The 24,748-nt window shown below is 46.3% G+C and carries 23 protein-coding genes; 9 read left to right on the top strand and 14 right to left on the bottom strand.

Annotated features, from left to right (window positions below; all coding sequences use genetic code 11):
- Window positions 1–641: 641 nt before the first annotated feature.
- Together C7Y66_RS05020 and C7Y66_RS05025 are read left to right on the top strand one after the other, a co-directional pair.
- Window positions 642–1,916, top strand: a complete 1,275-nt coding sequence (locus C7Y66_RS05020; RefSeq protein WP_106544716.1) for a hypothetical protein — start codon at window positions 642–644, stop codon at window positions 1,914–1,916.
- 241 nt (window positions 1,917–2,157) lie between these two features.
- Complete coding sequence (locus tag C7Y66_RS05025) at window positions 2,158–3,477, top strand: APC family permease (protein ID WP_106544717.1); 1,320 nt, start codon at window positions 2,158–2,160, stop codon at window positions 3,475–3,477.
- 138 nt (window positions 3,478–3,615) lie between these two features.
- On the opposite strand, the gene C7Y66_RS32825 is transcribed toward C7Y66_RS05025, so the two are convergent.
- Entirely contained in the window at window positions 3,616–3,747 is a 132-nt protein-coding gene (locus tag C7Y66_RS32825; protein WP_255409934.1) for a hypothetical protein, read from the bottom strand.
- 50 nt (window positions 3,748–3,797) lie between these two features.
- Here C7Y66_RS32825 and C7Y66_RS05030 point away from each other — a divergent pair, with 50 nt between their 5' ends.
- The 4 genes from C7Y66_RS05030 (at window position 3,798) to C7Y66_RS05045 (ending at window position 5,822) form a co-directional block, all read left to right on the top strand.
- The gene (locus C7Y66_RS05030) at window positions 3,798–4,091 is read left to right on the top strand and encodes a type II toxin-antitoxin system Phd/YefM family antitoxin (RefSeq protein WP_233222533.1); all 294 of its coding nucleotides are present in this window, start codon (window positions 3,798–3,800) and stop codon (window positions 4,089–4,091) included.
- On the top strand, window positions 4,054–4,317 hold the full coding sequence (locus C7Y66_RS05035) for a Txe/YoeB family addiction module toxin (protein WP_015156579.1): 264 nt from the start codon (window positions 4,054–4,056) through the stop codon (window positions 4,315–4,317). The genes C7Y66_RS05030 and C7Y66_RS05035 overlap by 38 nt, the downstream gene beginning before the upstream one ends.
- A 158-nt stretch (window positions 4,318–4,475) precedes the next feature.
- Complete coding sequence (psb28, locus tag C7Y66_RS05040) at window positions 4,476–4,847, top strand: photosystem II reaction center protein Psb28 (RefSeq protein ID WP_015156580.1); 372 nt, start codon at window positions 4,476–4,478, stop codon at window positions 4,845–4,847.
- Between the two features lie 57 nt (window positions 4,848–4,904).
- Complete coding sequence (locus C7Y66_RS05045; RefSeq protein WP_106544718.1) at window positions 4,905–5,822, top strand: TIGR01777 family oxidoreductase; 918 nt, start codon at window positions 4,905–4,907, stop codon at window positions 5,820–5,822.
- Between the two features lie 40 nt (window positions 5,823–5,862).
- On the opposite strand, the gene C7Y66_RS05050 is transcribed toward C7Y66_RS05045, so the two are convergent.
- The 3 genes from C7Y66_RS05050 to C7Y66_RS05060 form a co-directional block, all read right to left on the bottom strand.
- Complete coding sequence (locus C7Y66_RS05050; RefSeq protein WP_106544719.1) at window positions 5,863–6,192, bottom strand: hypothetical protein; 330 nt, start codon at window positions 6,190–6,192, stop codon at window positions 5,863–5,865.
- Window positions 6,193–6,269: 77 nt separating this feature from the next.
- On the bottom strand, window positions 6,270–7,178 hold the full coding sequence (locus C7Y66_RS05055) for a carbohydrate ABC transporter permease (RefSeq protein WP_233222534.1): 909 nt from the start codon (window positions 7,176–7,178) through the stop codon (window positions 6,270–6,272).
- Between the two features lie 8 nt (window positions 7,179–7,186).
- A complete protein-coding gene (locus C7Y66_RS05060; protein ID WP_106544720.1) occupies window positions 7,187–8,446 on the bottom strand; it encodes an ABC transporter substrate-binding protein in 1,260 nt (419 codons plus the stop codon).
- A 147-nt stretch (window positions 8,447–8,593) separates the two neighbouring features.
- Between C7Y66_RS05060 and C7Y66_RS05065 the strand changes: the two genes are divergently transcribed.
- Window positions 8,594–9,016, top strand: a complete 423-nt coding sequence (locus C7Y66_RS05065; protein ID WP_106544721.1) for a fasciclin domain-containing protein — start codon at window positions 8,594–8,596, stop codon at window positions 9,014–9,016.
- A 17-nt stretch (window positions 9,017–9,033) separates the two neighbouring features.
- Here C7Y66_RS05065 and C7Y66_RS05070 read toward each other — a convergent pair whose 3' ends face one another.
- The 8 genes from C7Y66_RS05070 to C7Y66_RS05105 all read right to left on the bottom strand — a co-directional run bounded on the left by C7Y66_RS05070 (window position 9,034) and on the right by C7Y66_RS05105 (window position 18,736).
- Window positions 9,034–10,437, bottom strand: coding sequence for an FMN-binding glutamate synthase family protein (locus tag C7Y66_RS05070; RefSeq protein WP_106544722.1), 1,404 nt, complete (start codon window positions 10,435–10,437; stop codon window positions 9,034–9,036).
- A gap of 39 nt (window positions 10,438–10,476) precedes the next feature.
- On the bottom strand, window positions 10,477–11,175 hold the full coding sequence (locus tag C7Y66_RS05075) for a protein glxC (protein ID WP_106544723.1): 699 nt from the start codon (window positions 11,173–11,175) through the stop codon (window positions 10,477–10,479).
- Window positions 11,176–11,177: 2 nt separating this feature from the next.
- Window positions 11,178–12,068 carry a class II glutamine amidotransferase gene (locus C7Y66_RS05080; protein ID WP_106544724.1) on the bottom strand — a complete coding sequence of 297 codons (891 nt, stop codon included), beginning with the start codon at window positions 12,066–12,068 and terminating at the stop codon, window positions 11,178–11,180.
- Between the two features lie 218 nt (window positions 12,069–12,286).
- A complete protein-coding gene (glnT, locus tag C7Y66_RS05085; protein ID WP_106544725.1) occupies window positions 12,287–13,615 on the bottom strand; it encodes a type III glutamate--ammonia ligase in 1,329 nt (442 codons plus the stop codon).
- Between the two features lie 56 nt (window positions 13,616–13,671).
- A complete protein-coding gene (locus C7Y66_RS05090) occupies window positions 13,672–14,325 on the bottom strand; it encodes a methylglutamate dehydrogenase (RefSeq protein ID WP_106544726.1) in 654 nt (217 codons plus the stop codon).
- A complete protein-coding gene (locus C7Y66_RS05095; RefSeq protein ID WP_106544727.1) occupies window positions 14,322–17,222 on the bottom strand; it encodes a 2Fe-2S iron-sulfur cluster-binding protein in 2,901 nt (966 codons plus the stop codon). Before C7Y66_RS05095 ends, C7Y66_RS05090 begins: the two co-directional genes overlap by 4 nt.
- Before the next feature lie 12 nt (window positions 17,223–17,234).
- A complete protein-coding gene (locus C7Y66_RS05100; RefSeq protein ID WP_106544728.1) occupies window positions 17,235–17,492 on the bottom strand; it encodes a sarcosine oxidase subunit delta in 258 nt (85 codons plus the stop codon).
- A gap of 2 nt (window positions 17,493–17,494) precedes the next feature.
- Window positions 17,495–18,736, bottom strand: coding sequence for an FAD-dependent oxidoreductase (locus C7Y66_RS05105; RefSeq protein WP_106544729.1), 1,242 nt, complete (start codon window positions 18,734–18,736; stop codon window positions 17,495–17,497).
- Between the two features lie 152 nt (window positions 18,737–18,888).
- Here C7Y66_RS05105 and C7Y66_RS05110 point away from each other — a divergent pair, with 152 nt between their 5' ends.
- Window positions 18,889–19,533 carry an XRE family transcriptional regulator gene (locus C7Y66_RS05110; protein WP_015156594.1) on the top strand — a complete coding sequence of 215 codons (645 nt, stop codon included), beginning with the start codon at window positions 18,889–18,891 and terminating at the stop codon, window positions 19,531–19,533.
- A 78-nt stretch (window positions 19,534–19,611) separates the two neighbouring features.
- Here C7Y66_RS05110 and clpB read toward each other — a convergent pair whose 3' ends face one another.
- The gene (gene clpB / locus C7Y66_RS05115) at window positions 19,612–22,239 is read right to left on the bottom strand and encodes an ATP-dependent chaperone ClpB (RefSeq protein ID WP_106544730.1); all 2,628 of its coding nucleotides are present in this window, start codon (window positions 22,237–22,239) and stop codon (window positions 19,612–19,614) included.
- 149 nt (window positions 22,240–22,388) lie between these two features.
- Entirely contained in the window at window positions 22,389–23,972 is a 1,584-nt protein-coding gene (purH, locus tag C7Y66_RS05120) for a bifunctional phosphoribosylaminoimidazolecarboxamide formyltransferase/IMP cyclohydrolase (RefSeq protein WP_106544731.1), read from the bottom strand.
- A 222-nt stretch (window positions 23,973–24,194) separates the two neighbouring features.
- On the opposite strand from purH, the gene C7Y66_RS05125 reads away from it, so the two are divergent.
- Window positions 24,195–24,719: a DUF937 domain-containing protein gene (locus tag C7Y66_RS05125; protein ID WP_106167500.1), complete on the top strand. Its 525-nt coding sequence runs from the start codon at window positions 24,195–24,197 to the stop codon at window positions 24,717–24,719.
- The last annotated feature ends 29 nt before the right edge of the window (window positions 24,720–24,748 follow it).

Raw genomic sequence — 24,748 nt, forward strand, 5'->3', positions numbered from 1 at the left:
TATTTGCGATCGCCATCATTATTCAAAATCAATACTCATAATTTCCGATGTTTATTGAATTTATCGTATTGACAATATCTATAGACTAGAATTAAACTAATTTATAACAAACTTTAAATATAAGTTTCTATCTTAACTTTAGATATTATTAAGCGCAATTCAGTTGCATAAAAGGTTATTCTGAAGCACGAGATCGATATTTGTGAAGTATGCTTTCGATAAATGCTTTTGATAAAGTTTTCAATTGCTTCAAAACTTGAAAAAATAATATCTATTAGTGTCGCTGCTACTAAGTTTAGGTGTTAAATCTATACGAGCCAGTAATTATAAAAGAAAAACCTATAGCATTGTAGACATATAGAATAACTTGAGTAGTTTTTACCATCTATAAAATAATTAACTGGTATTTTTAACTGAAGACATCAGTAGCTTGTTCGTCAAAGCAGAAACGTTACTTAGTCATCTGAAGATAACTGAGTTTGAAGTAGTTATTTCAAAAAAAGGAATTGCTTATGTAGATTGATACCTAGCAATATCTTCCATATCACCTTTATTCTCCAGTTCTATACAACAGATGGCTATTTTTAATAAGTCAACCTCATCTCAAGCACTAAATATCTTCTGAAACAAGGTTGTTAACAATGATTGAAGTATTGGTGGGAGCGATAATTCTCTATTCTACTTTTGAACGAAGCCCGACTTCCGAAGGCTGGATATTTCGTGGTCCTGGTGCTAGTTGGGTTATTGGGGGTACATCTGGTACTCGCTCCATTCGAGTTCAGCATCCTGGTCCTACAAACTATACATTTGATGATGCATGGTCGAGTCCTCTACTAAATACCACTCCCCTGCAATGGTATCGGCTCTCGTTCAACAGTAAAGCTCCTGGAACGACTAATAACCCCGGAAGTGTTGGTTATGGATATTGGTCGGCGACGTTCTATGACAAGCAAACTGGCAACCAATTACCAGATGCTACATTCTCTAGTGTTTTTCAGTCGAACAACTGGGTGCATAATGAATTTCGTTTCCGAACCAAAGCTACTGTTGGAGCGAACGGGAGCCTACTACCAGTTCAAATGAGAATCAATTTTCACTCGCTCGGTTCGCAGCCTCTTTTTATTGATGATATTACCGTACAGTCAACAACTTCCCAAGAAGTAGCACAGTGGGCTGACGGAATTTATAATAGCTTTCCTGCCAAACTGAATTATGTTCCCAAAACCAGCCGATGGCAACGTATTCCGCTCACGATGCAAAAGTTACGAAATGGGCAGAATCTCCGCATCGTTATGCTTGGAGACAGCATTCAGAATGATACAGCAACAGCACCTATCGATGTCTTTTTAGAACGCGAGTATCCTGGTAGTAAAGTTGAAATTATCCCCTCTGTAATAGGTGGTACGGGGGTTCAGTACTATAAAAATTGCGTGCAGGACTGCATACTGAAATATAAGCCAGATCTGCTGATAATTGGAGGAATCAGCAATGGCAATAACATAAGTGATTTCCAAAGCGTAGTTAACCAAGTGAGAGCTAGCGATCGCGTCACTAAGCACAAAACCGAGATCTTGTTGTTGACGAAAGCATGGAGTCCTAACAACTATCCTAACCCAATTGACTATCAACTGAATCCAAGTATTAAGGAACTCGATCAAAATCCGACAAATAATACGACAATTCCTAATGATTATCGCGGTAACTTATTGTGGTTTGCTTATGCAAATAATCTAGAATACCTGGACATGACAGGAATTCAAAGTGAGTTTATCTATGGATCGGCTACCGCTGCTGGTCTCGGTTCACCAGATGCTAACGGTAATCCATATAGCATTTGGATGCGAGATAATTACCACTTAAATGATTATGGAAAACAAATACTAGGAAGGATATTGGAGACATACTTCAGTCTATAAACCTATTGTATTAAATACGAGCAGGTAAAAAATCTGATAGCGATCGCAAAACTTGAAATCTGTATGAGCGATCGGCTAGCTTTCGCGCTCGTGCTTCTACAGCAATCCTACTCCATGAGCGGTAGATCTCGATACAGATGCAGCAGGGACTCAGCTGTACCGTAAAGCATTATGACAACTCTATATGCGAGCGATCGCAAAAGCTACAGAATTGAAAATTATTATGAAATAAAAAAGTTACATGAAAGTAAATGATGTAGTAGAAACAGATTCGCTCAAACGAGTGTTTGGATTGCCAACTCTAGTTGTCTATGGAGTAGGTGACATTCTGGGTGCGGGAATTTATGCAGTAGTCGGAAAAATTGCTGGACTTTCCGGTACTTTGGTTTGGGCTTCGTTCTTGACCGCTATGATTGTCGCGGCATTCACGGCTTTAAGTTACGCCGAACTAGGCAGTCGATTTCCACAAAGTGGTGGAGTCGCCTGCTTTGTCCACAGGGCGTTTCGCATTGACTGGCTCTCGATCCTGGTTGGCTGGCTGATGTTTTGTACCTGCTTGGTTTCAATGGCAACGCTCTCGAAAGCATTTGCAGGCTATCTCAACGCTTTTGCGCCAGCTATTCCAGATTGGCTGATTATCATAGCGCTTTTTTCTGTGCTGGCATATGTCAATTTCAGAGGCATGAAGGAATCCTCGGCTCTGAATATCTTTTGCACCTCTGTCGAGGTTTCGGGTCTTGCGATCGTCATTTTGGTTTCAACCTTGTTTTTGAGCGGTGGTGGCACGGTTAATCCTGCTGCTGTTCCCAACGCGCCAGCAATCGGTTGGACGGCAGTGATTCAGGGAGCAGCACTGGCTTTCTATGCCTTCATTGGATTTGAGGATATTGTCAATGTGGCGGAAGAAGTCAAAAATCCCGAACGCAACGTGCCAAGAGCAATCTTACTTGCTTTGGCGATCGCGGGTGTCGTCTATATACTCGTCTCCTGGCTGGCAATTCAGGTACTCAATCCCTCAGATCTTGCTGCTTCTAGCGCTCCGCTACTGGATGTGGTGCGTCGAGCGCAGCCCAATTTTCCCCAGGTCATTTTTACAATCATTGCTCTGTTTGCCGTACTCAATACGGCGCTGCTCAATTTTGTCACAGCATCGCGGCTGTTGTTTGGGATGTCGCGTGAAGGACTGCTACCAGCTTGGTTAGGAAAATTACATCGACGTAGAGCCACGCCTTATCGAACGCTGTTGGTCATTTTACCCATTGCCATTTTTCTAGCGCTCTCCGGGACACTGCAATTTTTAGCAGGAACCACTGCCACCTTGATTCTGGCAATGTTTTGTCTGGTCAACCTTTCACTACTGTCGATCAAACGTCGAGAACCTGAAACTAGTGGGTTTCGGGTTCCTTATATAATTCCGGCGATCGCGTTACTGTTCGATCTCGTTTTGGTGGCTTTTGCTTCTCCTGCAAGTCACATTTTGGCGTTGATATTTGCAGGAATTGGAATGCTTTTAATTCTGATCCAAAAGGCTTTCCGAAAAGGACACATACCAAGCACTTAGCTGGCAAATTAGTTTGCAAAAAGGCGATCGCTCGATCGTGACAGGAGTTACGCGCTTGAATTTTCAGATATCGATCCCCCAACCCCCTTCAAAAGGGGGCTTTGTTTTCCCCTTGTCATTTAGAACAGGACTACCGCGTCAAAGTTGAGGCGATCGCATTAGCCTAACGCGATATTCAATGATTTGCCCAACTTTACCACCTATCAGTACAGCACTCAAGTCCAGACAATAGACATCTCCACACCCATCAGAGGTGCGAGAAATCACCACTACTTGTACGCTATGTTGTACAATAGAGCAAAAACACATGAATTGCAAATATGGAAGAAGCAATGGATGCTGTTTCTACATCTGAGGCTCGCACCAACTTATTTAGTCTCGTAGATCGAGTATCGGAAACTCACAAACCAATCCTGATTACAGGCAAGCGAAACAGCGCCGTTCTCATCTCTCAAGAAGACTGGAACTCTATCCAAGAGACTATGTACTTGCTGTCAATACCTGGAATGAAGGAGTCAATTAAAGACGGGATGGCAACTCCAGTCGAAGAATGTATCTCTTGGGAGGATCTCAAGCGTGAGCTGGCAGATTCGATTGACGAAGCAAGCAGCTAAGGATGCAGTTAAATTACGCTCTGTTGGGCTTTTTGATAAAATGGAGCAACTCTTAGATATTTTAGCTGACAATCCTTTTACCAACCCTCCCCCATATGAGAAATTGAGCGGCGATCTGGAAGGAGCTTATTCTCGTCGTATCAACATCAAACACCGATTAGTGTACGAAGTCATCAAAGAAGCGAAAACAGTCAAGATCTTGAGGATGTGGTCGCATTACGAATAAGTGCGATCGCCTACCATCATAGTACATTAATACCACTGAAAGATTATAGATTTGAGTCAATGCCTGTTTTAAGCATTCACTTTAGAGGGATAATTAATATATGTTGACCAAATGCAAATTGTTCTGGTCACTGGTCACTGGTCACTGGTCACTGTCTAATGACTTCTGTAGCTGCAATTTATTTCTTTGAAGGGATTCCCGAAGAACTGAGTAACGTTAGCTTACGCCGCGATCGCCGTTCGGGAGTTCGTTCGGTTTTACTGCGCTTTGAGCAACTCAAATCTTTGGAAAGATTCAATAGTTTTACCAAAAAATTCAATAACTTCGTGCGTTTGGTCGATGAAGAAGGTGAAATCCAAGTCACGCCTGACTCGACAAAATTCATTTTTGGTGGCATGGACGGAGATGAATTTCAACGCTTAGATTGTACATTTGCGATCGAGCAAGAAGACCACTGGGAGAGATTTATGCGGTTTATGAATCGCTATGCAGAGGCTAACGGTATGGCTTTCAGCGAATCAAATAAATAGAATAAAGGCGCATAACTATGCGCCCTTACTAAGAACGTAATCACACTCCCTAGATTTATGAAAGTAGCAATTACTGGAGCCACTGGATTTGTTGGTAGTCGTCTGGTCGAACGACTAAAATCAGAAGGTCATCAAGTTGTCGTATTTAGTCGTAATGTCAATAAGGCAGAAAAAGTATTTCCTAAATCAGCTTTTCCAAATGTAGAAATTATTGCCTATAAACCGACAGAATCGGGTGCGTGGCAAGATGCGATCGCGGGTTGTGATGGCGTAGTCAACTTAACCGGAGAACCAATTGGTGAAGGACGCTGGACACCCCAACGCAAACAAGAAATTCTCAATAGCCGCAAGCTAGGGACGCAAAAAGTTGTCGAGGCGATCGCCAAAGCAAATCCCAAACCTAGCGTGTTAGTCAATACCTCGGCAATTGGCTACTACGGGACGAGTGAAACTGCGACATTTGATGAATCTAGTCCTGCTGGTAGTGATTTTCTCGCCCAAGTCTGTCAGGAGTGGGAAGCAGAGGCGCAGAAAGTGAAGGAATTGGGAACGCGATTGGTAATTTTGCGCTTTGGAATTGTCTTAGGAATGGGAGGTGCGATCGCCAAAATGATTACTCCCTTCAAACTTTTTGCTGGTGGTCCCATCGGTAGCGGTCGCCAGTGGTTTTCATGGATTCATCGCGATGACTTGGTAAACTTAATTATCGCAGCATTGACAAAACCGGAAATGGAAGGAGTGTTTAATGCAACAGCACCAAATCCAGTACGGATGTCAGAGTTAGCCCAGGCGATGGGAGAGGTGATGCAGCGTCCCTCCTGGTTGCCCGTTCCCAACCTTGCGATTGAGGCATTATTAGGAGAAGGGGCGATCGTGGTTTTAGAAGGGCAACAGGTTTTACCCGAACGTACTCAAGCATCGGGTTTCAACTATCAATATTCTAGTGTTAAAGAAGCATTAAAAACAATTGTGTAGTCGGTAGGATTAGCTAGCAAAAGTGAAATTTGCTGACTGCTCATAGCCTGAAATTACTCGGTAGATCTCTAGCTGGATCGGGGGTAAAAGGACGATGTTCGAGGTCGAAAACTCTCCTTTGAAATTCTGCTTGAATGGGTTGGGCAAAAGTTCTAGTTTGTTCGATTTCGTATAGCGCTCTGGTAATATCCGTATTAAATTCTGCTCTTTGCCGCTCGTTCCTAGCTTCTAACTCAGCTCCTGATTCTCCTGGTAACCGCAACTGAGTTTCAGAAAGATCGAAAATCGGTTCTTCGTCCGAACGTGCAGGTTGGGCGATCGCTAGTGATGCGATCGCCAGCATTGCTGTCAGTAATCTTGCTAACCTCATAGCTTTTCCTCCTTACAGCGATGTAGCGTTTGGCTGTCTGGTGCGATCGAGCGAATATATGTATTATAACGTTTGGATTAATTCGCCTTTTCGGAGAAAAAATAACGTTGCATTAGTGTAGTAATGGCGATCGCCAAAGCTAAAATCAAAGCAATTGCTGCGGCATAACCCATATCCAAGCTTTTGAAAGCATATTGATAAATGAGCAGCACGACTGTTAAGGTCGAGTTATCTGGACCACCCGTACCGCGAGAGAAAATGTATGATTGATCGAATAATTGGAATGTACCAACAATCCCCATCACAACCACAAAAAATGTGACAGATTTTAGACTTGGTAGAGTGATATAAACTAGTTTATCCCACCAACTTGCGCCATCAATTGCTGCTGCTTCGTAAAGACTTTCAGGAATATCTTGTAAAGCAGCTAGATAAATAACCATGAATAAAGGTGCTGTTGACCAAATATTCATAATTGTAATTGCTTTTAAAGCAACATTTGGATCGCCAATCCAGTTATAAGTTGGTAAACCTAAAAAAGCCAGAACGCTATTTATTAAACCATTTGAATTATACATCCATAAAAATATTATCGTTAATACTGCCGAGGAAGTAACTGTCGGCATAAAAAAAATAATTCTAAACCAATTTTTACCTTTTAAGTTAGCATTTAGAATTAAAGCCAAGCCGAGAGCAATTATAGTTTGAATTGGGACGACGATCGCCACATACTCAACCGTATTTCTGAGGGCAATCCACACGCGATCGTCATTGAGGAGACGAGCGAAGTTTTTGAAGCCGTTGAATCTATAGTTAAATTCTCCTAAAATCTGAATCTTATAAAAAGCTAGAACAAAGGCAATCAGAATAGGTAAAAGTACAAATACTCCTAAAATAATAATTGTAGGAGCCATGAAAAGATAACCTACCGAAGTCTTTCTCGGCTGAGGTTTATTTTTAAAAATGCGATCGCCAATCACTCTCATTTCTATGTTTAATTTGATAAAGCTATTTCTTGATTGGCAGTTTTCTGCGCTTTTGTCATTGCCTCTACTAAACTTTGCTGACCGATTATAGCGCTCACAAATTGATTGTTAAAATTATTGAGAATAATTGGTAAGTCTTCATTTAATTGCCAAATAGTAGCATATTCAGCTCCAGCAATAAAAGGTGAATAAAGAGGATTGCGATCGGCTTGTAGGGTATCAGTTACAGATCTACGGGTAGGAAATACAGAACCTTGGCTCGTCCAGGCTTGCATTCCCTCTTGTCCGGTTAAGTAAGAGATTAATTCCCAGGCTGCTGCTTTATGTTTCGATTTTTGATTCATCACATAGGCAACTGTATAAGCCATTGTGCCTTTTTTCTGGTTAATAGTTGGAACTTCAGCCGTGGCATACTCAAGCTGAGGAAAAGTTTCTTTTAAATAAGGAATTAACCAAGGACCATCGATCGCCATTGCGACCCTTTCTTGACCGAACATTTCACCAGATGAACTCGTGCCAACATCAGAAGGTTGAGCTGCTGATTTATCTAAGCGATATAAATCTACTAGTAATTGTAAACCTTTTAAACTCTCTGGACTGGCAAAGGCGACTTTTCCATTCGAGTCGATTAACTTTCCCCCAAAAGCTTCGATAATAAAAACTTGGCGAGCAAGTTCTGGAACTAAAGCAAAACCATATCGATCGACTCTCCCATCGAGATCGCGATCCACTGTTAATTTCTTGGCATATTCTCGCAATTGCTCCCAAGTTTGAGGCGGCTGAGATAGACCAACAGACTGAAAAGCTTTTTTGTTATAAAATAGGGCAAGGGTAGAATAATCTTTAGGTAAACCGTAAATTATTTGCTTTTTTTGAAATGCCTGAAGAAATTGAGGATAAAAATCTGCTAAGTTGAAATTTTTAGCAATATAGCCATCTAACGGTTCTAATACTCCTGGACGCATAATTTCTGGAGCAGCAAAAGCTTCTAAATAGAAGACATCTGCGGCTGTTTCGCCAATCAGCCTAGTTTTCATCACATCCATATATTCATCAGCGATCGCATCATATTTCACCTTGATGCGTGGATGCTTGGCTTCAAAATCTCTCAAAACCTTTTGCAGCAGTTGTTTTTCGTTGAGATTGCTCCAACCGCTGAGAGTGACGGTGACAACTCCAGGTTCTAGCTGTCTAGCAGTCATGCAACCTGTAAAAGCGATCGTCCCAACCACGAAGAGAATCAGAAATAACCAAACTTTTCTAAACACTGTGTAGCAGACTGAAGTAGAGTTAGTCAATTACCGATTTAAAAATATCATAACTAATTCTTAGCAACCTCTCTCTTGATAGAAGCTATATGATACCCAATCAATTTATAAGTATCTTGTACTACATGAATCAAATTGCATTACCTCATGGCTGACCTTTTAGAAACTGCTACCAATGCGGGAAACTTCAAAACTTTAATAAAAGCTATTGATGCTCTCGAACTGAGAGAAACTCTTAGGAGTCCTGGCATTTTTACAATTTTTGCTCCAACTGACGAAGCCTTCGCCAAACTGCCAGAGGGAACTTTAGATTCGCTGCTGCAAGATCTTCCTAAACTGAAAAAAATCGTGACTTATCATGTTGCTTTTGGCGACGTGAGATCTGACGATTTAGGACAAATTGACGAAGTAGAGACAGTTGAAGGCTCAGTTTTAGCAATTGAGTCAGCTAAAGGTACAATTAAAGTCAATAATGATGCCAGCATCCTCAAAACTGATATTGTGACTGACAACGGCACAATTCACGCTATTGATACCGTGTTGATGCCTGCAATCGTGGCTGGACATTAAGGGCTTTAAGCCAGAGATTACATAGGTTGAACGCCAGGAATCCAGTTAGTTCCTGCCAGGGGAAGCCGTGCCATCGCAGCAGCTTCGATCGTCAACGCGACGAGATCCTCCCGTTCTAAGTGATGCACGTTTTGCTTACCGCAAGCACGGGCGATCGTGGTTAGTTCCATATTTAGAGTTTGCAGATAGTTTTTGACTCGACGAGCGCCAACTTCTGGTTCTAAGCGTTTCTCCAAAATTTCGTCTTGGGTTGTCACTCCCACAGGACACTTTCCGGTGTGGCAGTGGTGGCAGTAACCTGGTGCTGTGCCGATCGCCGTATAGTCTTCTATCGCCGAATGATGCGTCCCCTTTTGCACGTAAGTCTCACTGTTGCAGCCCAACGCCATCAGAATTGCTTGACCGATCGAAACCGCATCTGCACCCATCGCGATCGCTTTGGCAACATCGGCTCCCGTGCGAATACCACCTGAAACAATTAGTTGTACTTCACCTTTCATATTCATATCTTCCAGGGCATCCACTGCCTGCCGCACTGCTGCCAGAGTGGGAATACCAACGTGTTCGATAAACACGGTTTGCGTCGCCGCAGTCCCCCCTTGCATCCCATCGACGACCACGACATCCGCTCCGGCATGAACTGCCAGCTTGACATCGTTAAAAGTTCGTGATGCACCCACTTTGACAAAAATCGGTTTTTCCCAATCGGTCAATTCGCGTAATTGCTGAATTTTGATCGTTAAATCGTCGGGACCCGTCCAATCGGGATGACGACAGGCAGAGCGCTGATCGACTCCCTCTGGTAAAGTCCGCATCTGGGCAACACGGGGATTAATCTTCTGTCCGAGTAACATCCCGCCACCACCTGGTTTTGCCCCTTGACCCACCACAATTTCGATCGCATCTGCTTTGCGCACGTCGTCAGGGTTGAAGCCGTAGCGAGAAGGCAGACATTGATAAATTAAGGTTTTTGAAGACAGCCGTTCCTCCGTTGTCATGCCACCATCCCCAGTTGTGGTAGAAGTCCCGACTGCGGTTGCCGCACGTCCCAAGGCTTCCTTGACATTAGCCGATAGCGAACCAAAACTCATCCCCGCGATCGCGATCGGAATCTCCAATTGAATCGGTTTCTTGGCGTAACGAGTGCCGAGAATCGTCTTAGTAGTGCATTTTTCCCGATAGCCTTCCAACGGATAACGGGACATGGACGCACCCAGAAACACCAGATCGTCAAAATGCGGCAACCGACGTTTTGCGCCCAAACCGCGAATTTCGTACAGACCGTGTGCCGCTGCGTTTTGAATGTAGTTGAGGATGCGGCGATCGTAACCCCAAGATTCTTCGCGAGAGAGGGATTGATGCGATGAAGAGGGTGTGGGGTGTGGGGTGTGGGGTGTAGGGTGTAGCGAGCGATCGGTCATAACTTCTGTCTCCTGTTTCCTGTCTTCACTGGTCACTGGTTACTGGTCACTGGTCACTGTATTTGCGTCCGCATTCCAGTGATAGAGTTGCTTGGCGGAAGCAACCCGTTTGAAATCTTGGGGATTGTGGGAAAAACCTGCTTTTGCTAATAGCTCGGCTACGGTTGCATAATCAGCTTCAGACATGGGTTCGAGTTGAGCATCAGCACCGAGCGATTTAATGCTACCTCGGACGTAAATTACGGCTTCGTAAAGCGAATCTCCCAGTGCTTCCCCTGCATTTCCACAGACTACAATCCGTCCAGCTTGTGCCATGAATGCGGCAAAGCTGCCCACACTGCCACCGACAACAATATCTGCTCCTTTAAGCGAAATACCGCAACGCAGGCTGGCATCACCATCAATAATTAATAACCCTCCGTGGGCGGAGGCTCCAGCCGAAACCGAGGCAAAGCCTTTGACATGCACCCGACCGGACATCATGTTTTCGGCAACACCCGTTCCTACATTCCCGGCGATCGTCACGTTTGCTAGCTGGTTCATGCTTGCCGCATAGTAGCCTGCATGACCGAGGATTTTTACCTCAACTGGGGCATTCAGTCCCACCGCAATATTATGCGCTCCATCGGGGTTGAGGATCTCGATCGCGTGTCCTCCAGTTTGAGTCAGGTTGTGATGCAGGTAGTGATTGACTGCGCGTAGTGGGGTTTGGGCGAGGTCGAATGTCACCTTTTCCATAGTTACACCGTCCATACGTATAACTCCTCCGGTGCGGGTTCGTAAAGATGGGCGTTTTTGACATCGGGTAGGTGTGCTAGAGAGCGAAACTCCGAGGCGATCGCCACATACTCATCAGTTTCAGCAACCACCGCAGGTTTACAGGCAAAGGCATCTCGCACCAGAGCGAGTTTGTCTGCCGTTCCCATCAGAAACGTGTAAAAGCCGTCTAACTCTACAAAGCCTTGTTTAATTGCAGTTTCTAGATCGTCCCCTTCCCGCATCCGCCATTCCAAAAAGCGACAAGCTGCTTCCGTGTCGTTGTCGGTTTCAAAGTGAATCTCAAGCGGTTCTAAGCGACGACGAATCGAGTAAGGATTGGAAAGGGAACCGTTATGTACTAGGCAAAAGTCTTCTCCCGCCGTAAACGGGTGTGCGCGGTCGGGAGTCACTGCTGATTCTGTTGCCATGCGGGTATGGGCGATCGCGTGGGAACCTTTCAGCGCCGAGAAATTATAGCGATCGGCTACCATAGCAGGTTTTCCCGTGTCTTTGTAGAGATCGATCGTCCGACCTGTTGACAACAGGTGCAGGTTTGGATGTTTTGCTTTGAGCCATTGTTTGACGCGATCTGGTTCTCGATCCGAAATTAGCACTGCCCGATTGCCATCGATCTGAATCTCAGGTGTAGTCCCGAAAACAGCTTGAAACGATCGCCTCAAATCCCAATCGAATTTGTCTTTTGAATAGAGGCTGTATTTGCGCTGCGGCTCTGGCAGGGTAGCAGTAAATACAGCAAGTCCGGCAGAATCGGGTCCGCGATCGCTCATGCCAATCAGCATGGGAACCATGAGTTCGCCAAGCGATTCTCGCCATTCTGGTTTTTTAATTAGTAGTCCGACAATTCCACACACGATCGCACCTACATTTATTTATTAGAAAACCTTGAGAGTTACGCACTGAAGTTAGAGATCTCGATCCCCCCTAATCCCCCTTTTTTAAGGGGGGAATGAAGCCTCTTTTTCAGGAAATATAGCGAAGAATTTACGTCGGTTGCTCCAACCTTAGAGAGGGAGGAAACTATTGCCCCCTTTTTAAGGGGGTTGGGGGATCTCACTATACAAAAACTTTTTTAGAAAAACTCCAAGTATCGTTCCACTTCCCACTGCGAAACATGACGCATATATTCCACCCATTCCATCCGTTTCAAGTTAATAAATTCATTTGCCAACACGCCCAACGCACCTTTGATGACTTCATCTGATTCCAGAGCGGCGATCGCTTCGTGCAAACTTTGGGGTAAAGTGCGAATACCTTTGTCTTTAAGGTCTACCTCCGATAAATCGTACAAATTCAAGTTATAGGGTTCGCCAGGATCGATTTCTTTATCAATACCATCTAATCCAGCAGCGATCGCGGCAGCAGTGGCAAGATAAGGATTGCAGGAGCCATCGGCAAGCCGCAGTTCTAAACGTCCGCTGGGAATCCGTACCATGCTGGAACGATTGTTGTCGCCGTAGGTGATGTAAGCTGGAGCCCAAGTTGCACCGCTGAGCGATCGCCCCACGACGAGCCGCTTATAGGAATTAATCGTTGGGGCACAGATAGCAGTGAGTGCTTCGGCATGAGCGAGTAAGCCACCCAGAAAATGATAGGCTAGTTTTGAGAGTCCTAAATGCCGCGAGTCGTTGTCGTCAGCAAATAGATTCGAGCTGCCATCGCTTATGGACATATGAATGTGCATTCCCGTACCCGTGCGGTTGGCGAACGGTTTCGGCATGAACGAGCAAATTAGTCCCAGTTCTTTAGCAATTTCTGACGCTGCCATTTTGAAAAAGATGTAGCGATCGGCAGTCGTGAGGCAGTCGGTGTAGGTATAGTTAATCTCAAACTGTCCGTTGGCATCTTCGTGGTCGATTTGATAAATGTCAAAGCCAGCTGCTTGCAGGTGAGTGACGAGTTTTTCCAGAAAAATCGCACTGCGCGACAATCCGCGAAAGTCATAGCAGGGTTTCTCCAAGGTATCGGTAGCATCAAACGGGTAAATCTGCCCCCGTTCGTCTTTACGAAGTAAGGCAAATTCTGGCTCGACTCCGGTATTAAGCGTCCAGCCTCGCTGCTGCAATCGCTCGATCTGCTGCATCAAGATATAGCGAGCATCGTAAGGGTAAGGTTTGCCTTTAACGTGACCGACACAAGCAATTCGCGCAAATCCAGGCATCCAGGGGACGAGCGATAGAGTTGAGAGATCGCCAACTGCCATGTAATCTGGACTGTGCGGCTCCATACCCAATCCCCACACCGCAAATCCGGCGAATCCGGCTCCTGGATGCAAAATATCTTCAAAGTGAGCCACGGGTACGGCTTTCGTTTTCGCAACCCCGTGAATATCGACAAATTGCGCCAGCACGAACTTGACTTGATGCGATTCGAGAAATGTTTTGGCTGCTGCTAAATTCATCCGATTGGCTCCAGGTTGACTCGATCTGTTCAAATTTCATGAATAGAGTAGCTTTGTCACAAAAATGATTCTGTGCCGATCGCGCCACCTCCTAACTCTGTAGCAATTTGAACCAGGGTTTGCCAAAAATACGTGCCAAACGTGCGATCGCACCAGATGCAAATGCATAACTTTCTCTCGATGTCAAGCGGGATAACGGTTACTGTGACACCAATTGCATTAGTCAAAACGACCGGACGATCGCCAAGTGATAATGCCTGAAAATTAAAGCTACAGGTTTGGCGTAAAAGCTCATGGACGCGATCGCCCACTAGTCCTAAAGCGAGATCTTGCCGTAAAACCGGGTAAACTTTTGCGGGTGGAGACTTACAGGCAGTTGCTAACTGGGGAGCGATCGCGCTGTTGAGGCTATCTTCGATTAGAAATTCTGTCAGTCCCAACCGAGCAATAATCCCACCTTCGGGTAGAGGATGCCAAGTATTCGGGCGATCGGGAATTGGCAGTCCCCACTCAGCTAACCATTGGGTTGCATTTGCTCCTTTCACGCCAAAGCGGGTCAAAAATGACAGATCGGCAATCCCCAACACAGAAGCAGACTGGCGATCGCCTGGTAGCTTTACTAAGGAGGGCATACCGTTAATGTCGCGCCACGCACCGTTAAGCGACTGGAGTGAATCGTGAATTGGACTCAGACGCAAAGGAGTATTCATGCGATCGCCTCCTGGCGTTGTGCCGTTTCTTGCTGGCGTTGGTTTTCAGGGTCGTAGAATGGTGTGGGGCTGACTGTTGCCGTAACGAGTGCGCCATCAGATAAACGAATCGAAATGCGATCGCCGATCGCTGCTAGTTCTGGTTTGACGTAAGCAAGTCCGATATACTGCTGAAGCGTGGGACTAAAAGCAATACTGGTAACGCGACCTGCAATTTCACCGCGATCGACGACCAAATGACACTCTTGCGGTGCAGTTCCTTGATTAGGGTCGAGCCTAAAACCGACTAACTTCTGCGCGATCGGTCGTTTAGCAATAGCTTGCAGGCTGCGCTGACCGATGAAAAATGGCTTATCTAATTTAACCGCCCATCCTAAATTAGCCTCCCTCGGAGTTGTCAAACCATCCGTATCTTGACCGACAATCAAATGTTCTTTTTCCAGCCGTAAAAGCCGCTGTGCTTCCACGCCAAAGGGCGCAATCCCGTAAGCCTTACCTGCGGCGAAAAGAGCATCCCAAACAGCCGCAGCTGACTCAGCCGCAACGTGAATTTCGTAACCCCACTCGCCCACAAAACCGACTCGGATCAAAATTGCTTCAATTCCAGCAACCGATGCTTCGCGTACTGCTAGATAGGGAAAAGCAGCACTGGAAAGATCGCAATCCGTCAGTTGTGCCAAGACATCGCGAGCACAAACTCCAGCAAGATTAATTGCCGATCGCGCTCCAGTTAAATTTACTAAGCCGCAATCTAACCCCCACATCGTATTCAGCCGCGATAGTTCTCGGTAAATTGCTGCTGCACCGGAAGTTGTCGTCGTGAAATAAAAATGCTCGGCTCCGAGTCGCGCGATTACACCATCGTCAATAATTATGCCTGTCTCGTCTAGCATCAGTGCATAGCGCGACATCCCCAATTTCAAATTGCTGTAGCGTCCAGTGTAAACTCGCTCTAAAAATTCGGCAGCATCCGCCCCGCGCAATTCTAATTTTCCTAACGTCCCAACATCGATTGCCCCTACGCGAGTCCGCACGGCTTTCACTTCAGCCCGAATGCAATTTTCGCGGCTCTTTCCAGGTTGGGTGTAGAATTCGGGTCGTCGCCATGCCCCTGCCAGCATGAACTCAGCACCCAAGGCAGCATGACGACTATGCAAAGGAGTATAGCGCTCTGGCGTAAAGCCCCGTCCGGCTAAGTGAGATAAGGGGACTGGATGAAAGAACGGTCGAGCGGTGGTTGTACCCACTTCAGCAGGAGATTTTCCCGTAATGCGTGCCAAAATTCGCAATGCATTCATGTTAGAGTGCTTACCCTGGCTCGGTCCCATGCCTACAGTGGTAAATCGCTTCAGCAATTCAATATTGTCAAATCCTTCCTGAATCGCATTCGGAAAATCTTTCAACTGAAGGTCTTCATCAAAATCGACAAAATTCTTACCCGCCGGATGCTCCACGATCGCCCACGGATGTGAGGGGGATTCTGAACCAGAAGCGACGGCGATTTCGACTGGTTCTGTCAATCCCAGAAAAGCAGCAGCCTCCAATCCCGCCCGACGACCATCGAGTAACTTGCGATCGTTTGCGTACACGCCATTCACCCGTCCGCAGGCAAACACGCCCGTAGGTAAGCACTCGGGAACGAACTGTTGCAAGCCTTCATCGAAGCGCATTTTCGTTCCAGCTTGGTAGAGCAAATTTGCCGCGCCTGCCCAGCCGACACTCATAATAATCCCATCGCAGGCGATCGCTTGTTTGAATTCTGCCTGCGGTTTGCCATTAGCGTCGAGCGGACAAACGACCGCACCCGAAACGCCGTCGCTTGCCGGATTCGTCTTGGCTTCGTAAATACAATGGCTGGTAAAAATGGGAATACCAAGCGCTTGTAAGGCTTGAGTAATTGAGTTAGTCGTGTAGGTCGATCGTAAATCCGCGATCGCCTTCACCTCAACGCCATGCTTTGCTAAATCTAAAGCAGCCTCATAACCATGACTGTTTGCTGTCAATACTACAGCTCGATGCATCGGTTTGACAGCATAGCGATAAATCAACCGTTGCGCTGCCGAAGCTAACATCACTCCTGGTAAATCGTTATTGCGAAACACGGCAGGCTGTTCGTATGCCCCATTTGCCATGATGACCGCTTTTGCCCGCAATTTAGTCAGACGTTCTCGATCCACTAAGGGAATCCAGTTATCTGCGTAATACGCAGCAGCAACCGTTTCGGTGTAAAGACGGATGCGATCGCAATCTTTAACCGCTTCCACGAGTTCTTGCGTCTGCGGCGATCGTTCGCCAGAACCACCTGCCCTAGCATTCTCATCCACAATTACCACATCTGCCCCTACATCGGCTGCGGCTAATGCTGCTGACAATCCCGCCACACCTGCGCCAACAACTAGCACGTCGCAAAAATCATACTGCTTTGCCGTGCGAATATGCGGTGTAGAGAAATCGACTTTCCCCAATCCGCTTAGATTGCGAATCATGCGTTCCCAGAAGGGAAACAGTCGTTTATTGTGAAAAGCTTTGTAGTAAAACCCGACTGGGAGAAACGGCGAGAATAAATCTAAAATGCTGTGGCGATCGCCCATCACCCCACCATGCGTATTCACCGCATACAGGGACATTCCCGCCTCTAATGGCGTGACATCGGCTCGGACGTTGAGCTGTTGACCATTTTGCATCAAAGCATTAACATCATGACTCGCCAAACTCAAAATTCCGCGCGGACGGTGGTATTTGAAACTACGTCCCAGCACTCGTTGTCCGGCAGCCCATAACGCACTCGCAATCGTGTCTCCGGCATAACCCCAAAAGCGATTTCCTTCAAAGGTGAAATCAATTCGCTGGTTGCGATCGATCCATTCACCGGAGATGGGTGGTAGGCGATTGCTCATGCAACATTCTCCTCACCGGATAAATAGATATAAGTAGGTACGCAAGACCTCATCAGTCAGCGTATTGCGCTCTGCAATAAACCAGGTATTACTTGGCGTATGACACCACCATTCCTGTTGAATTCCAGGTACGCTAGTGCGGTTAAATACGTACTCCGCCCACGTTGCATCGTCAACTGTTTGCGGATCGGGCATGGAGCGAACTTCCCCACCACAGATAAACTCAGAAATCGGTCTTGTTCCGTTAATCGGACAGGTCATCATTTTCATTGTTAATGCCCCACTGATGCTGCACCCTTTTCACCCACCAGCGCATAATTTTTAAATCGATCGAGAGAGAATTTTGTAATTAATTCGTGAGTGCGATCGCTCGCCACGGTATGAGCCATCGTTTTGCCACACACCGGAGTTGCCTTAAAGCCCCAAGTCCCCCAACCAGCATCAAGATAAAACCCCGCGATCGCGGTTTTACCCATAATTGGCGCAAAGTCAGGTGTCATATCTGCCATCCCTGCCCATTGCCGCACAACTTTAACGTGAGAGAGAAACGGAAAGAGTTCCAGCATATGCGCTGCTAATCCCTCTACAAAATCCAAGGTCGATCGCGTGGAATGTAATTCATAAGGATCGAGTGAGGCTCCCATGACTAACTCTCCCCGTGCGGTTTGACTGACGTAGACGTGCAAGCTACCCGAAACAACGATCGGATCGAGCCAGGGTTTCATTGGTTCGCTGACCATTGCTTGTAATGGATGGACGTAAATGGGCGATCGCAGTCCTACCATTTGCAACAGGCGTGGTGTAAATCCGGCAATCGCACACAAGACTCGCGGTGTCGAAATGTTGCCGCGAGTTGTTTGTACTCCTGTCACTTTGCCCGACTCAACGTTAATTCCCAAGACTTCTGTTTGCTGGTGAATTTCGACTCCCCGCCGATCTGCACCACGACCGTAACCCCACGCTACCGCATCGTGACGGGCAATGCTCCCGGGTGCGTGATAGAGTGCGCCCATGACTGGAGCCTTGCCACCACACGTCAAATCCATGTGCGGGCAAGCTTTTTTAATTTCATCCGGCTCGACTAATTCGCTCTCAATGCCGAAATGCTTGTTAACCTCCGCCCGCCAGCGCATCGTTCGGATTGCAGAGTCAGTATGAGCGAGCGTGAAATGTCCTCGCGTGGAATAAAACAAATTCAGGTCGAAATCCTGCGCTAAATCTTGCCAGAGTCGCACCGATTCATCGTAAAATTTTACGCCTTCTGGGGTGAGATAGTTGGAGCGAATAATCGTCGTGTTGCGTCCCGTATTTCCGCCGCCAAGATAACCTTTTTCGAGAACGGCTATATCGGTCATGCCATAATCTCGCGCCAGATAATAAGCGGCTGCCAGTCCGTGTCCGCCTGCACCAATGATGACAGCATCGTAATTTGGTTTGAGGCGATCGCGATGGCGGAACATTGCGGGTTCTGGATGCTGCTTCGCCAGCGCAAATTTCAGCAGATTCAGAGGCATCGTAAGTTTCCTGACAGGAACCTTTGCTGAATATCATGCATCAAAGATTTCTGGGTGTCAACAAAGTTTCCTGCTATGATTCAAAACGATGTAAGGTGAAATGGTAGCCAGCGCTGTTTCTCTACACTGCTCCCATACTGTGAGGTAAGCGCATGACAGATGCCACGGCAAATGGACTGGAGCGTTCCCAAGTACCAGCCGTCGATCCGCTCGAACGCTACATCGGCAGTACGATTCGAGAAATGCGTCAAAAACTCGGACTCACCATTGCCGAAATTTCGGAACAGACGGGAATTTCGCGGGGGATGTTGTCCAAGATTGAAAACGCTCAAACTGCTACGAGTTTGGAAACATTGACCAAAATTGCCCGTGCTTTAGGTATTTCCCTGTCAGCCTTCTTTCGCAATTACGACGTACCCACAGGCAGCGCCCAGCATGTGAAAAACGGTGAAGGTATGGAAGTCGTACGTCGCGGTACAAAGCGAGGACATACCTATCACCTGCTGGCATACGATCGCGGTTCGACAAAACTATTTGAGCCTTTTCTGATCGCTATGGATGACGCTTCCGAAGTGTTTCCCACCTTCGAGCATCCTGGGGTTGAGTTCATTTATATGCTGGAAGGAAAGCTTGAATACCGTCACGGACAATCAACTTACTTACTAGAACCTGGTGACGCATTGACTTTTCGCGGTGATATTCCTCATGGTCCTGAAAAATTGATCGAGTTACCGATTCGCTTTCTTGCGATAATTCACTATGCCACATCTGATGGCGATCGCATGAGTAGGGAGTAGGGAGCAGTGATGTACAGAAAAAACTCGATCTTATAGGACAAGTGTAAAAAAATAGGTGGGCATTTACCCACCTATTAATTAATTAGATTGTGTCGTTAATATCTCCACGGGCAAACGCTTAAAAGCAAGACGTTCGTTTTCCACATCGACAAAAATCGTATCGCCGTCGTTGAATTCATTCCGCAGAATTGACTTAGCAATTTGCGTTTCCAATTCCCGCTGAATTGCTCGTTTTAAAGGACGCGCACCAAATACGGGATCGTAACCTACTTCTGCCAAGAAATCTAAAGCAGCATCAGAAAGACGCAACGACATCTTGCGATCGCCCAGTCTTTGTTCCAGTCGCTGAATTTGCAACTTGACAATCTGCCGCAATTCTTGTAGTTGTAGAGCGTGGAAAATAATGATCTCGTCAATTCGGTTGAGGAATTCTGGACGGAAACTATTGCGCATCGCTTCCATCACCCGACCGCGCATTTCTTCATAGCGCGAATCATCCCCGGCAATATCTAAAATGTATTGCGAACCGATGTTGCTGGTCATAATCACAATGGTATTCTTGAAATCCACCGTATGACCTTGAGCATCCGTCACCCTACCGTCATCTAAAATTTGCAGCATGACGTTGAAAACATCTGGGTGTGCTTTTTCGATTTCGTCGAATAACACGACAGAATACGGACGACGGCGAATCGCTTCAGTCAGTTGTCCCCCTTCGTCATAACCTACATAACCAGGAGGCGCGCCAATTAAACGCGATACGGCGTGTTTCTCCATGTACTCCGACATATCGATCCGTACCAACGCCTCTTCGGTGTCGAAGAGATATGCGGCTAAAGCCTTCGCCAATTCGGTCTTGCCTACACCCGTGGGACCGAGGAAAATAAAACTAGCAATCGGACGATTTGGATCGGCTAAACCAGCACGCGATCGCTGAATCGCATCAGCTACAGCTGTCACTGCTTCATTTTGCCCGATGACACGATGGTGCAATTCGTCTTCTAAGTTGAGTAGTTTCTCTTTCTCAGTTTCGACTAACTTACTGATTGGAATACCCGTCCACTTAGAAATAACTTCAGCGATATCGGCTTCAGTAACTTCCTCCCGTAGCAGCGATTTACCCGTTGTTTGCGTTTGGGTTAACTGACTTTCAGCGGCTTCCAATTGTCGATGCAAATCGGTCAGTTTTCCATATTTTAATTCTGCCGCTTTATTGAGATCGTAATCTCTTTCTGCTTGCTGAATTTCGACGTTGACGCGATCGATCTCTTCTTTGACAGACTGAATTTTATTAATAACATCCTTTTCAGACTGCCATTGAGCGTTAAGCGCCGCTTGTTCTTCCTTGAGATCGGCAACTTCTTTTTCTAACCGTCCTAACCTTTCTCGCGAAGCCGGATCGCTCTCTTTTTCTAAAGATAAGCGTTCCATTTCTAATTGCAATATCTTGCGATCGATCTCGTCTAATTCTTCCGGCTTTGAGGTGATTTCCATTTTCAGCCGCGCCGCCGCCTCGTCTACCAAGTCGATTGCTTTGTCGGGTAAAAAGCGATCGCTAATGTACCGATTTGACAGAGTAGCTGCTGCAACCACAGCACTATCGGAAATTCTTACCCCGTGGTGGACTTCATACCGTTCTTTCAAACCGCGCAGAATCGAAATTGTATCTTCTACGCTGGGTTGATCGACATAAACTTGTTGGAAACGTCGTTCCAACGCCGCATCTTTTTCAATATATTTGCGGTACTCATCCAAAGTTGTCGCCCCAATACAACGCAGTTCACCCCGCGCTAGCATTGGTTTGAGCAAGTTCCCTGCATCCATCGCCCCTTGGGTAGCACCCGCACCGACAACGGTATGAATTTCGTCGATAAATAGGACGATATTACCTTTAGACTCGGTGACTTCTTTCAATACCGCTTTTAGACGTTCTTCAAACTCACCCCGAAACTTCGCCCCTGCAATTAATGCTCCCATATCTAAGGCGATTAACTTGCGGTCTTTAAGCGACTGGGGTACGTCACCAGCGACAATCCGCTGTGCTAAGCCTTCGGCGATCGCAGTTTTACCGACACCAGGTTCGCCAATCAGTACGGGGTTGTTTTTAGTGCGGCGAGACAAAATTTGGACTGTGCGACGAATTTCATCGTCCCGTCCGATTACGGGATCGAGCTTACCTTGACGGGCAGCGTCAGTCAAGTCACGTCCGTACTTTTCGAGTGCTTCGTATTTGCCTTCTGGATTTTGGTCGGTCACTTTCTGATTTCCACGCACTTGTTTAATTGTATTTTTTAGTTTGTTTTCGTCTAACCCAAACTCTTGAAATAAACTCCTACCGAAGCGATCGTCCTTAGCGTAAGCTAACAACAAATGCTCGATCGAAATGTATTCGTCAGCAAATTCCTGACGGTAAGCATCAGCTCTATCTAATAGGGTATCGAGGCTGCGTCCTAGATAAACAGAGCTAACGCTACCAGAAAGTTTGGGCTGACGTTTAATAAATTGCTCGGTGCGATCGCGTAACTTCGTGACATTAACACCAGCTTTATTAAAAATACTACTTGCCAAGCCTTCTTGTTCCAGCAGCGCTTTCATTAAGTGTTCGCTTTCAATTTGCTGCTGCGGAACGGCTTTAGCAATATCTGGGGTATGGGCGATCGCTTCCCAGGCTTTTTCGGTAAATTGATTGGGATTAGTGGGTTGCATCCGTTACTCTCCCCTCCGCTAAAATCTACTAACCATTAGAGCTATTTCTGGCTCATGCCTCCCTCTATCGTCATTGTAGAAATACAGACATAGGATGCAAGATCGGTGTTTACGCAATCCATACGGGGTATTCCCGAATGATTAGTGACCTAATGCAAAAAGTGCCTTACACCTGTCAACACCATCACAATTCCCAATTCATTTGCTGCCTTAACTGAATCTGCATCCCTGAGACTTCCACCAGGTTGAACGATCGCAGTTATGCCAGCAGCGGCGGCTGTTTTGACTGAATCATCAAAAGGAAAGAACCCATCGCTAGCTAATACTGCACCTTGGGCTTTCTCTCCGGCTTGTTCTAAAGCAATTTGTACCGAACCGACACGATTCATTTGTCCCGCCCCTACACCCAGAGTAGCGCGATCGCGAGTCACGACGATGGCATTTGATTTGACATGCTTGCACACTTTCCAAGCAAATAGCAATTCTTCTAACTGTTCTGGAGTTGGTTGTTTTTCTGTCACCATTTGCCACTGTTTAGTGTCGGCAACAAGATCGTCAGATGCTTGTACCAAGAAACCACCCGCGATCGCTTTTATTGTATGTAAAGACGTTTCATGTAACGTTTCTACATTTGGTAATGTCAAAACCCTAACTTTAGATTTACTAGCCAGAATTTCCCGTGCTTCTGGTTCGCATTCTGGGGCAACGACGCATTCTAAAAATGTTTTTGTCAACGCTGTAGCTGTCGCTACATCAATTGCCCGATTTAAGGCAACAATTCCCCCAAAAGCTGAAACTGAATCGGCGTTAAAAGCCTTTTCATAAGCTTCAGAAATTGTAGTTCCCAACGCCGTACCGCAGGGATTTGTATGTTTAATAATTGTCGCTGCGGGGACATCAGTAAATTCTGTAATTATGCGTCTTGCTGCTTCTAGATCGACTAAATTGTTATAACTCAATTCCTTCCCTTGGAGTTTTGTCGCAGCCGCCCAACCCGTTGCACTCGTTCCCGTTTGATACCATGCCGCAGGCTGATGCGGGTTTTCCCCATAGCGTAGAGACTGTACTCGTTCGCCTGAAATTGCAAACTGTTGCGGTAATTCTTCCCGACTCCCCTGTACGGGCGTACTGCTGCGCGCCCCTACCGACTCCCGGCTCCCTAAATAAGCAGCGATCGCGCGATCGTAATTCGATGTATGCCAAAAAGCTTTTTGGGCGCAAGCAGCGCGGAATTCAAATGAGACTTCCCCTTGTTGGCGTAATTCCTGCAAATATGTTGCGTACATTGCTGGTTCGCACAACACGGTTAAATGGGCAAAATTTTTAGCCGCTGCTCGGATCATTGCGGGTCCACCAATATCGATTTGTTCTACCGCTTCTGCTAAAGTTACGTCAGGCTTGGCGATCATTTGCTCGAAAGGATAGAGATTGACTGCCACCAGATCGAAAGGGCGGATATCATTAGCCTCCAGATCTGTCACGTCTTGCGGTACGTCCCGCCGTGCTAAAATGCCACCATGAATCCGAGGGTGAAGAGTTTTGACGCGCCCGCCGAGAATTTCTGGCGAACCAGTGTAATCTGCAACTTTAGTTACTGGTATTCCTGCTGCTTGAATCGCTTGAGCCGTTCCACCGCTGCTCACAATTTCAAAACCAAATTCTTCTACCAAACTACGGGCAAAATCGATCAGCCCTGTTTTATCAGATACACTCAGCAGCGCCAAACGTGCCATAGTTCCCAGTCCTTTGCAATTCAATTCAGACAAAGAACTATTGTACGTTGTTAGTTGTTGGTTGACAGTTATCAATTGTCAGCGATCGGGGAGTCGGGAGTCGGGAGTCGTGGTAAAAATACAGATAACCAATGACCAATTACCAATGACCAATTACCAATTACCAATTACCAATTCATGGTATTAGACATTATGGAGATGTTAAATGGAGGATTAGAGTAAATGGGACTCTTCGATCAAATCGTCAGTGCAGTCGGTAACTCTAACCAAGCTGGTAGCGCAGGTCAAATTGGTGCTATTGTCAACACGATCCAACAGCTCAGCAACAATACTGGTGCAGACCCTTCTACCCTACAATCAGTATTATCATTAGTGGGTGGTCAGGTACGCTCATCCTTACAACAGCAACGCGCCGTGAATGGCGAAGCACAAGCACAGGCGATCGTCAATCAATATAGCGGCACGCAACCCAGCCCTCAAGCTGTGAATACTCTGTTTTCTTCTAACCAACAGCAACAACTGATTCAACAAATTGCCCAGATGACAGGACTGAATTTAGGTTCGATCCAGCAGATGCTACCCGTACTCGTACCGCTAGTATTAAATTTGCTGCAATCTGGGACTCAGACTCAAAACCCCCAAGGCGGCGCTAATCCCGTCCTCAATGCTTTTCTAGATGCCGATCGCGATGGAGATGTGGATGTAGCTGATGCAATGCAAATGGCAAGTCGCTACTTGAGTCGGTAATACAAGAGTGTGGGGTGTGGGTTGTGGGG

This window comes from Chroococcidiopsis sp. CCALA 051, assembly GCF_003015105.1.
Taxonomy (GTDB): Bacteria; Cyanobacteriota; Cyanobacteriia; order Cyanobacteriales; family Chroococcidiopsidaceae; genus Chroococcidiopsis; species Chroococcidiopsis thermalis.

Excerpts from the sequence above, each read along its gene's own strand:
- C7Y66_RS05045 (WP_106544718.1), top strand. The coding sequence starts at position 4,905 with ATGAAAGTAGCAATTACTGGAGCCACTGGATTTGTTGGTAGTCGTCTG.
- C7Y66_RS05020 (WP_106544716.1), top strand. The coding sequence starts at position 642 with ATGATTGAAGTATTGGTGGGAGCGATAATTCTCTATTCTACTTTTGAA.
- clpB (WP_106544730.1), bottom strand. The coding sequence starts at position 22,239 with ATGCAACCCACTAATCCCAATCAATTTACCGAAAAAGCCTGGGAAGCG.
- C7Y66_RS05025 (WP_106544717.1), top strand. The coding sequence starts at position 2,158 with ATGAAAGTAAATGATGTAGTAGAAACAGATTCGCTCAAACGAGTGTTT.
- C7Y66_RS05055 (WP_233222534.1), bottom strand. The coding sequence starts at position 7,178 with ATGAGAGTGATTGGCGATCGCATTTTTAAAAATAAACCTCAGCCGAGA.
- C7Y66_RS05125 (WP_106167500.1), top strand. The coding sequence starts at position 24,195 with ATGGGACTCTTCGATCAAATCGTCAGTGCAGTCGGTAACTCTAACCAA.
- C7Y66_RS05095 (WP_106544727.1), bottom strand. The coding sequence starts at position 17,222 with ATGAGCAATCGCCTACCACCCATCTCCGGTGAATGGATCGATCGCAAC.
- purH (WP_106544731.1), bottom strand. The coding sequence starts at position 23,972 with ATGGCACGTTTGGCGCTGCTGAGTGTATCTGATAAAACAGGGCTGATC.
- C7Y66_RS05065 (WP_106544721.1), top strand. The coding sequence starts at position 8,594 with ATGGCTGACCTTTTAGAAACTGCTACCAATGCGGGAAACTTCAAAACT.
- C7Y66_RS05100 (WP_106544728.1), bottom strand. The coding sequence starts at position 17,492 with ATGAAAATGATGACCTGTCCGATTAACGGAACAAGACCGATTTCTGAG.
- C7Y66_RS05105 (WP_106544729.1), bottom strand. The coding sequence starts at position 18,736 with ATGCCTCTGAATCTGCTGAAATTTGCGCTGGCGAAGCAGCATCCAGAA.
- C7Y66_RS05090 (WP_106544726.1), bottom strand. The coding sequence starts at position 14,325 with ATGAATACTCCTTTGCGTCTGAGTCCAATTCACGATTCACTCCAGTCG.
- C7Y66_RS05070 (WP_106544722.1), bottom strand. The coding sequence starts at position 10,437 with ATGACCGATCGCTCGCTACACCCTACACCCCACACCCCACACCCCACA.
- C7Y66_RS05030 (WP_233222533.1), top strand. The coding sequence starts at position 3,798 with ATGGAAGAAGCAATGGATGCTGTTTCTACATCTGAGGCTCGCACCAAC.
- C7Y66_RS05050 (WP_106544719.1), bottom strand. The coding sequence starts at position 6,192 with ATGAGGTTAGCAAGATTACTGACAGCAATGCTGGCGATCGCATCACTA.
- C7Y66_RS05075 (WP_106544723.1), bottom strand. The coding sequence starts at position 11,175 with ATGGAAAAGGTGACATTCGACCTCGCCCAAACCCCACTACGCGCAGTC.
- psb28 (WP_015156580.1), top strand. The coding sequence starts at position 4,476 with ATGACTTCTGTAGCTGCAATTTATTTCTTTGAAGGGATTCCCGAAGAA.
- glnT (WP_106544725.1), bottom strand. The coding sequence starts at position 13,615 with ATGAATTTAGCAGCAGCCAAAACATTTCTCGAATCGCATCAAGTCAAG.
- C7Y66_RS05110 (WP_015156594.1), top strand. The coding sequence starts at position 18,889 with ATGACAGATGCCACGGCAAATGGACTGGAGCGTTCCCAAGTACCAGCC.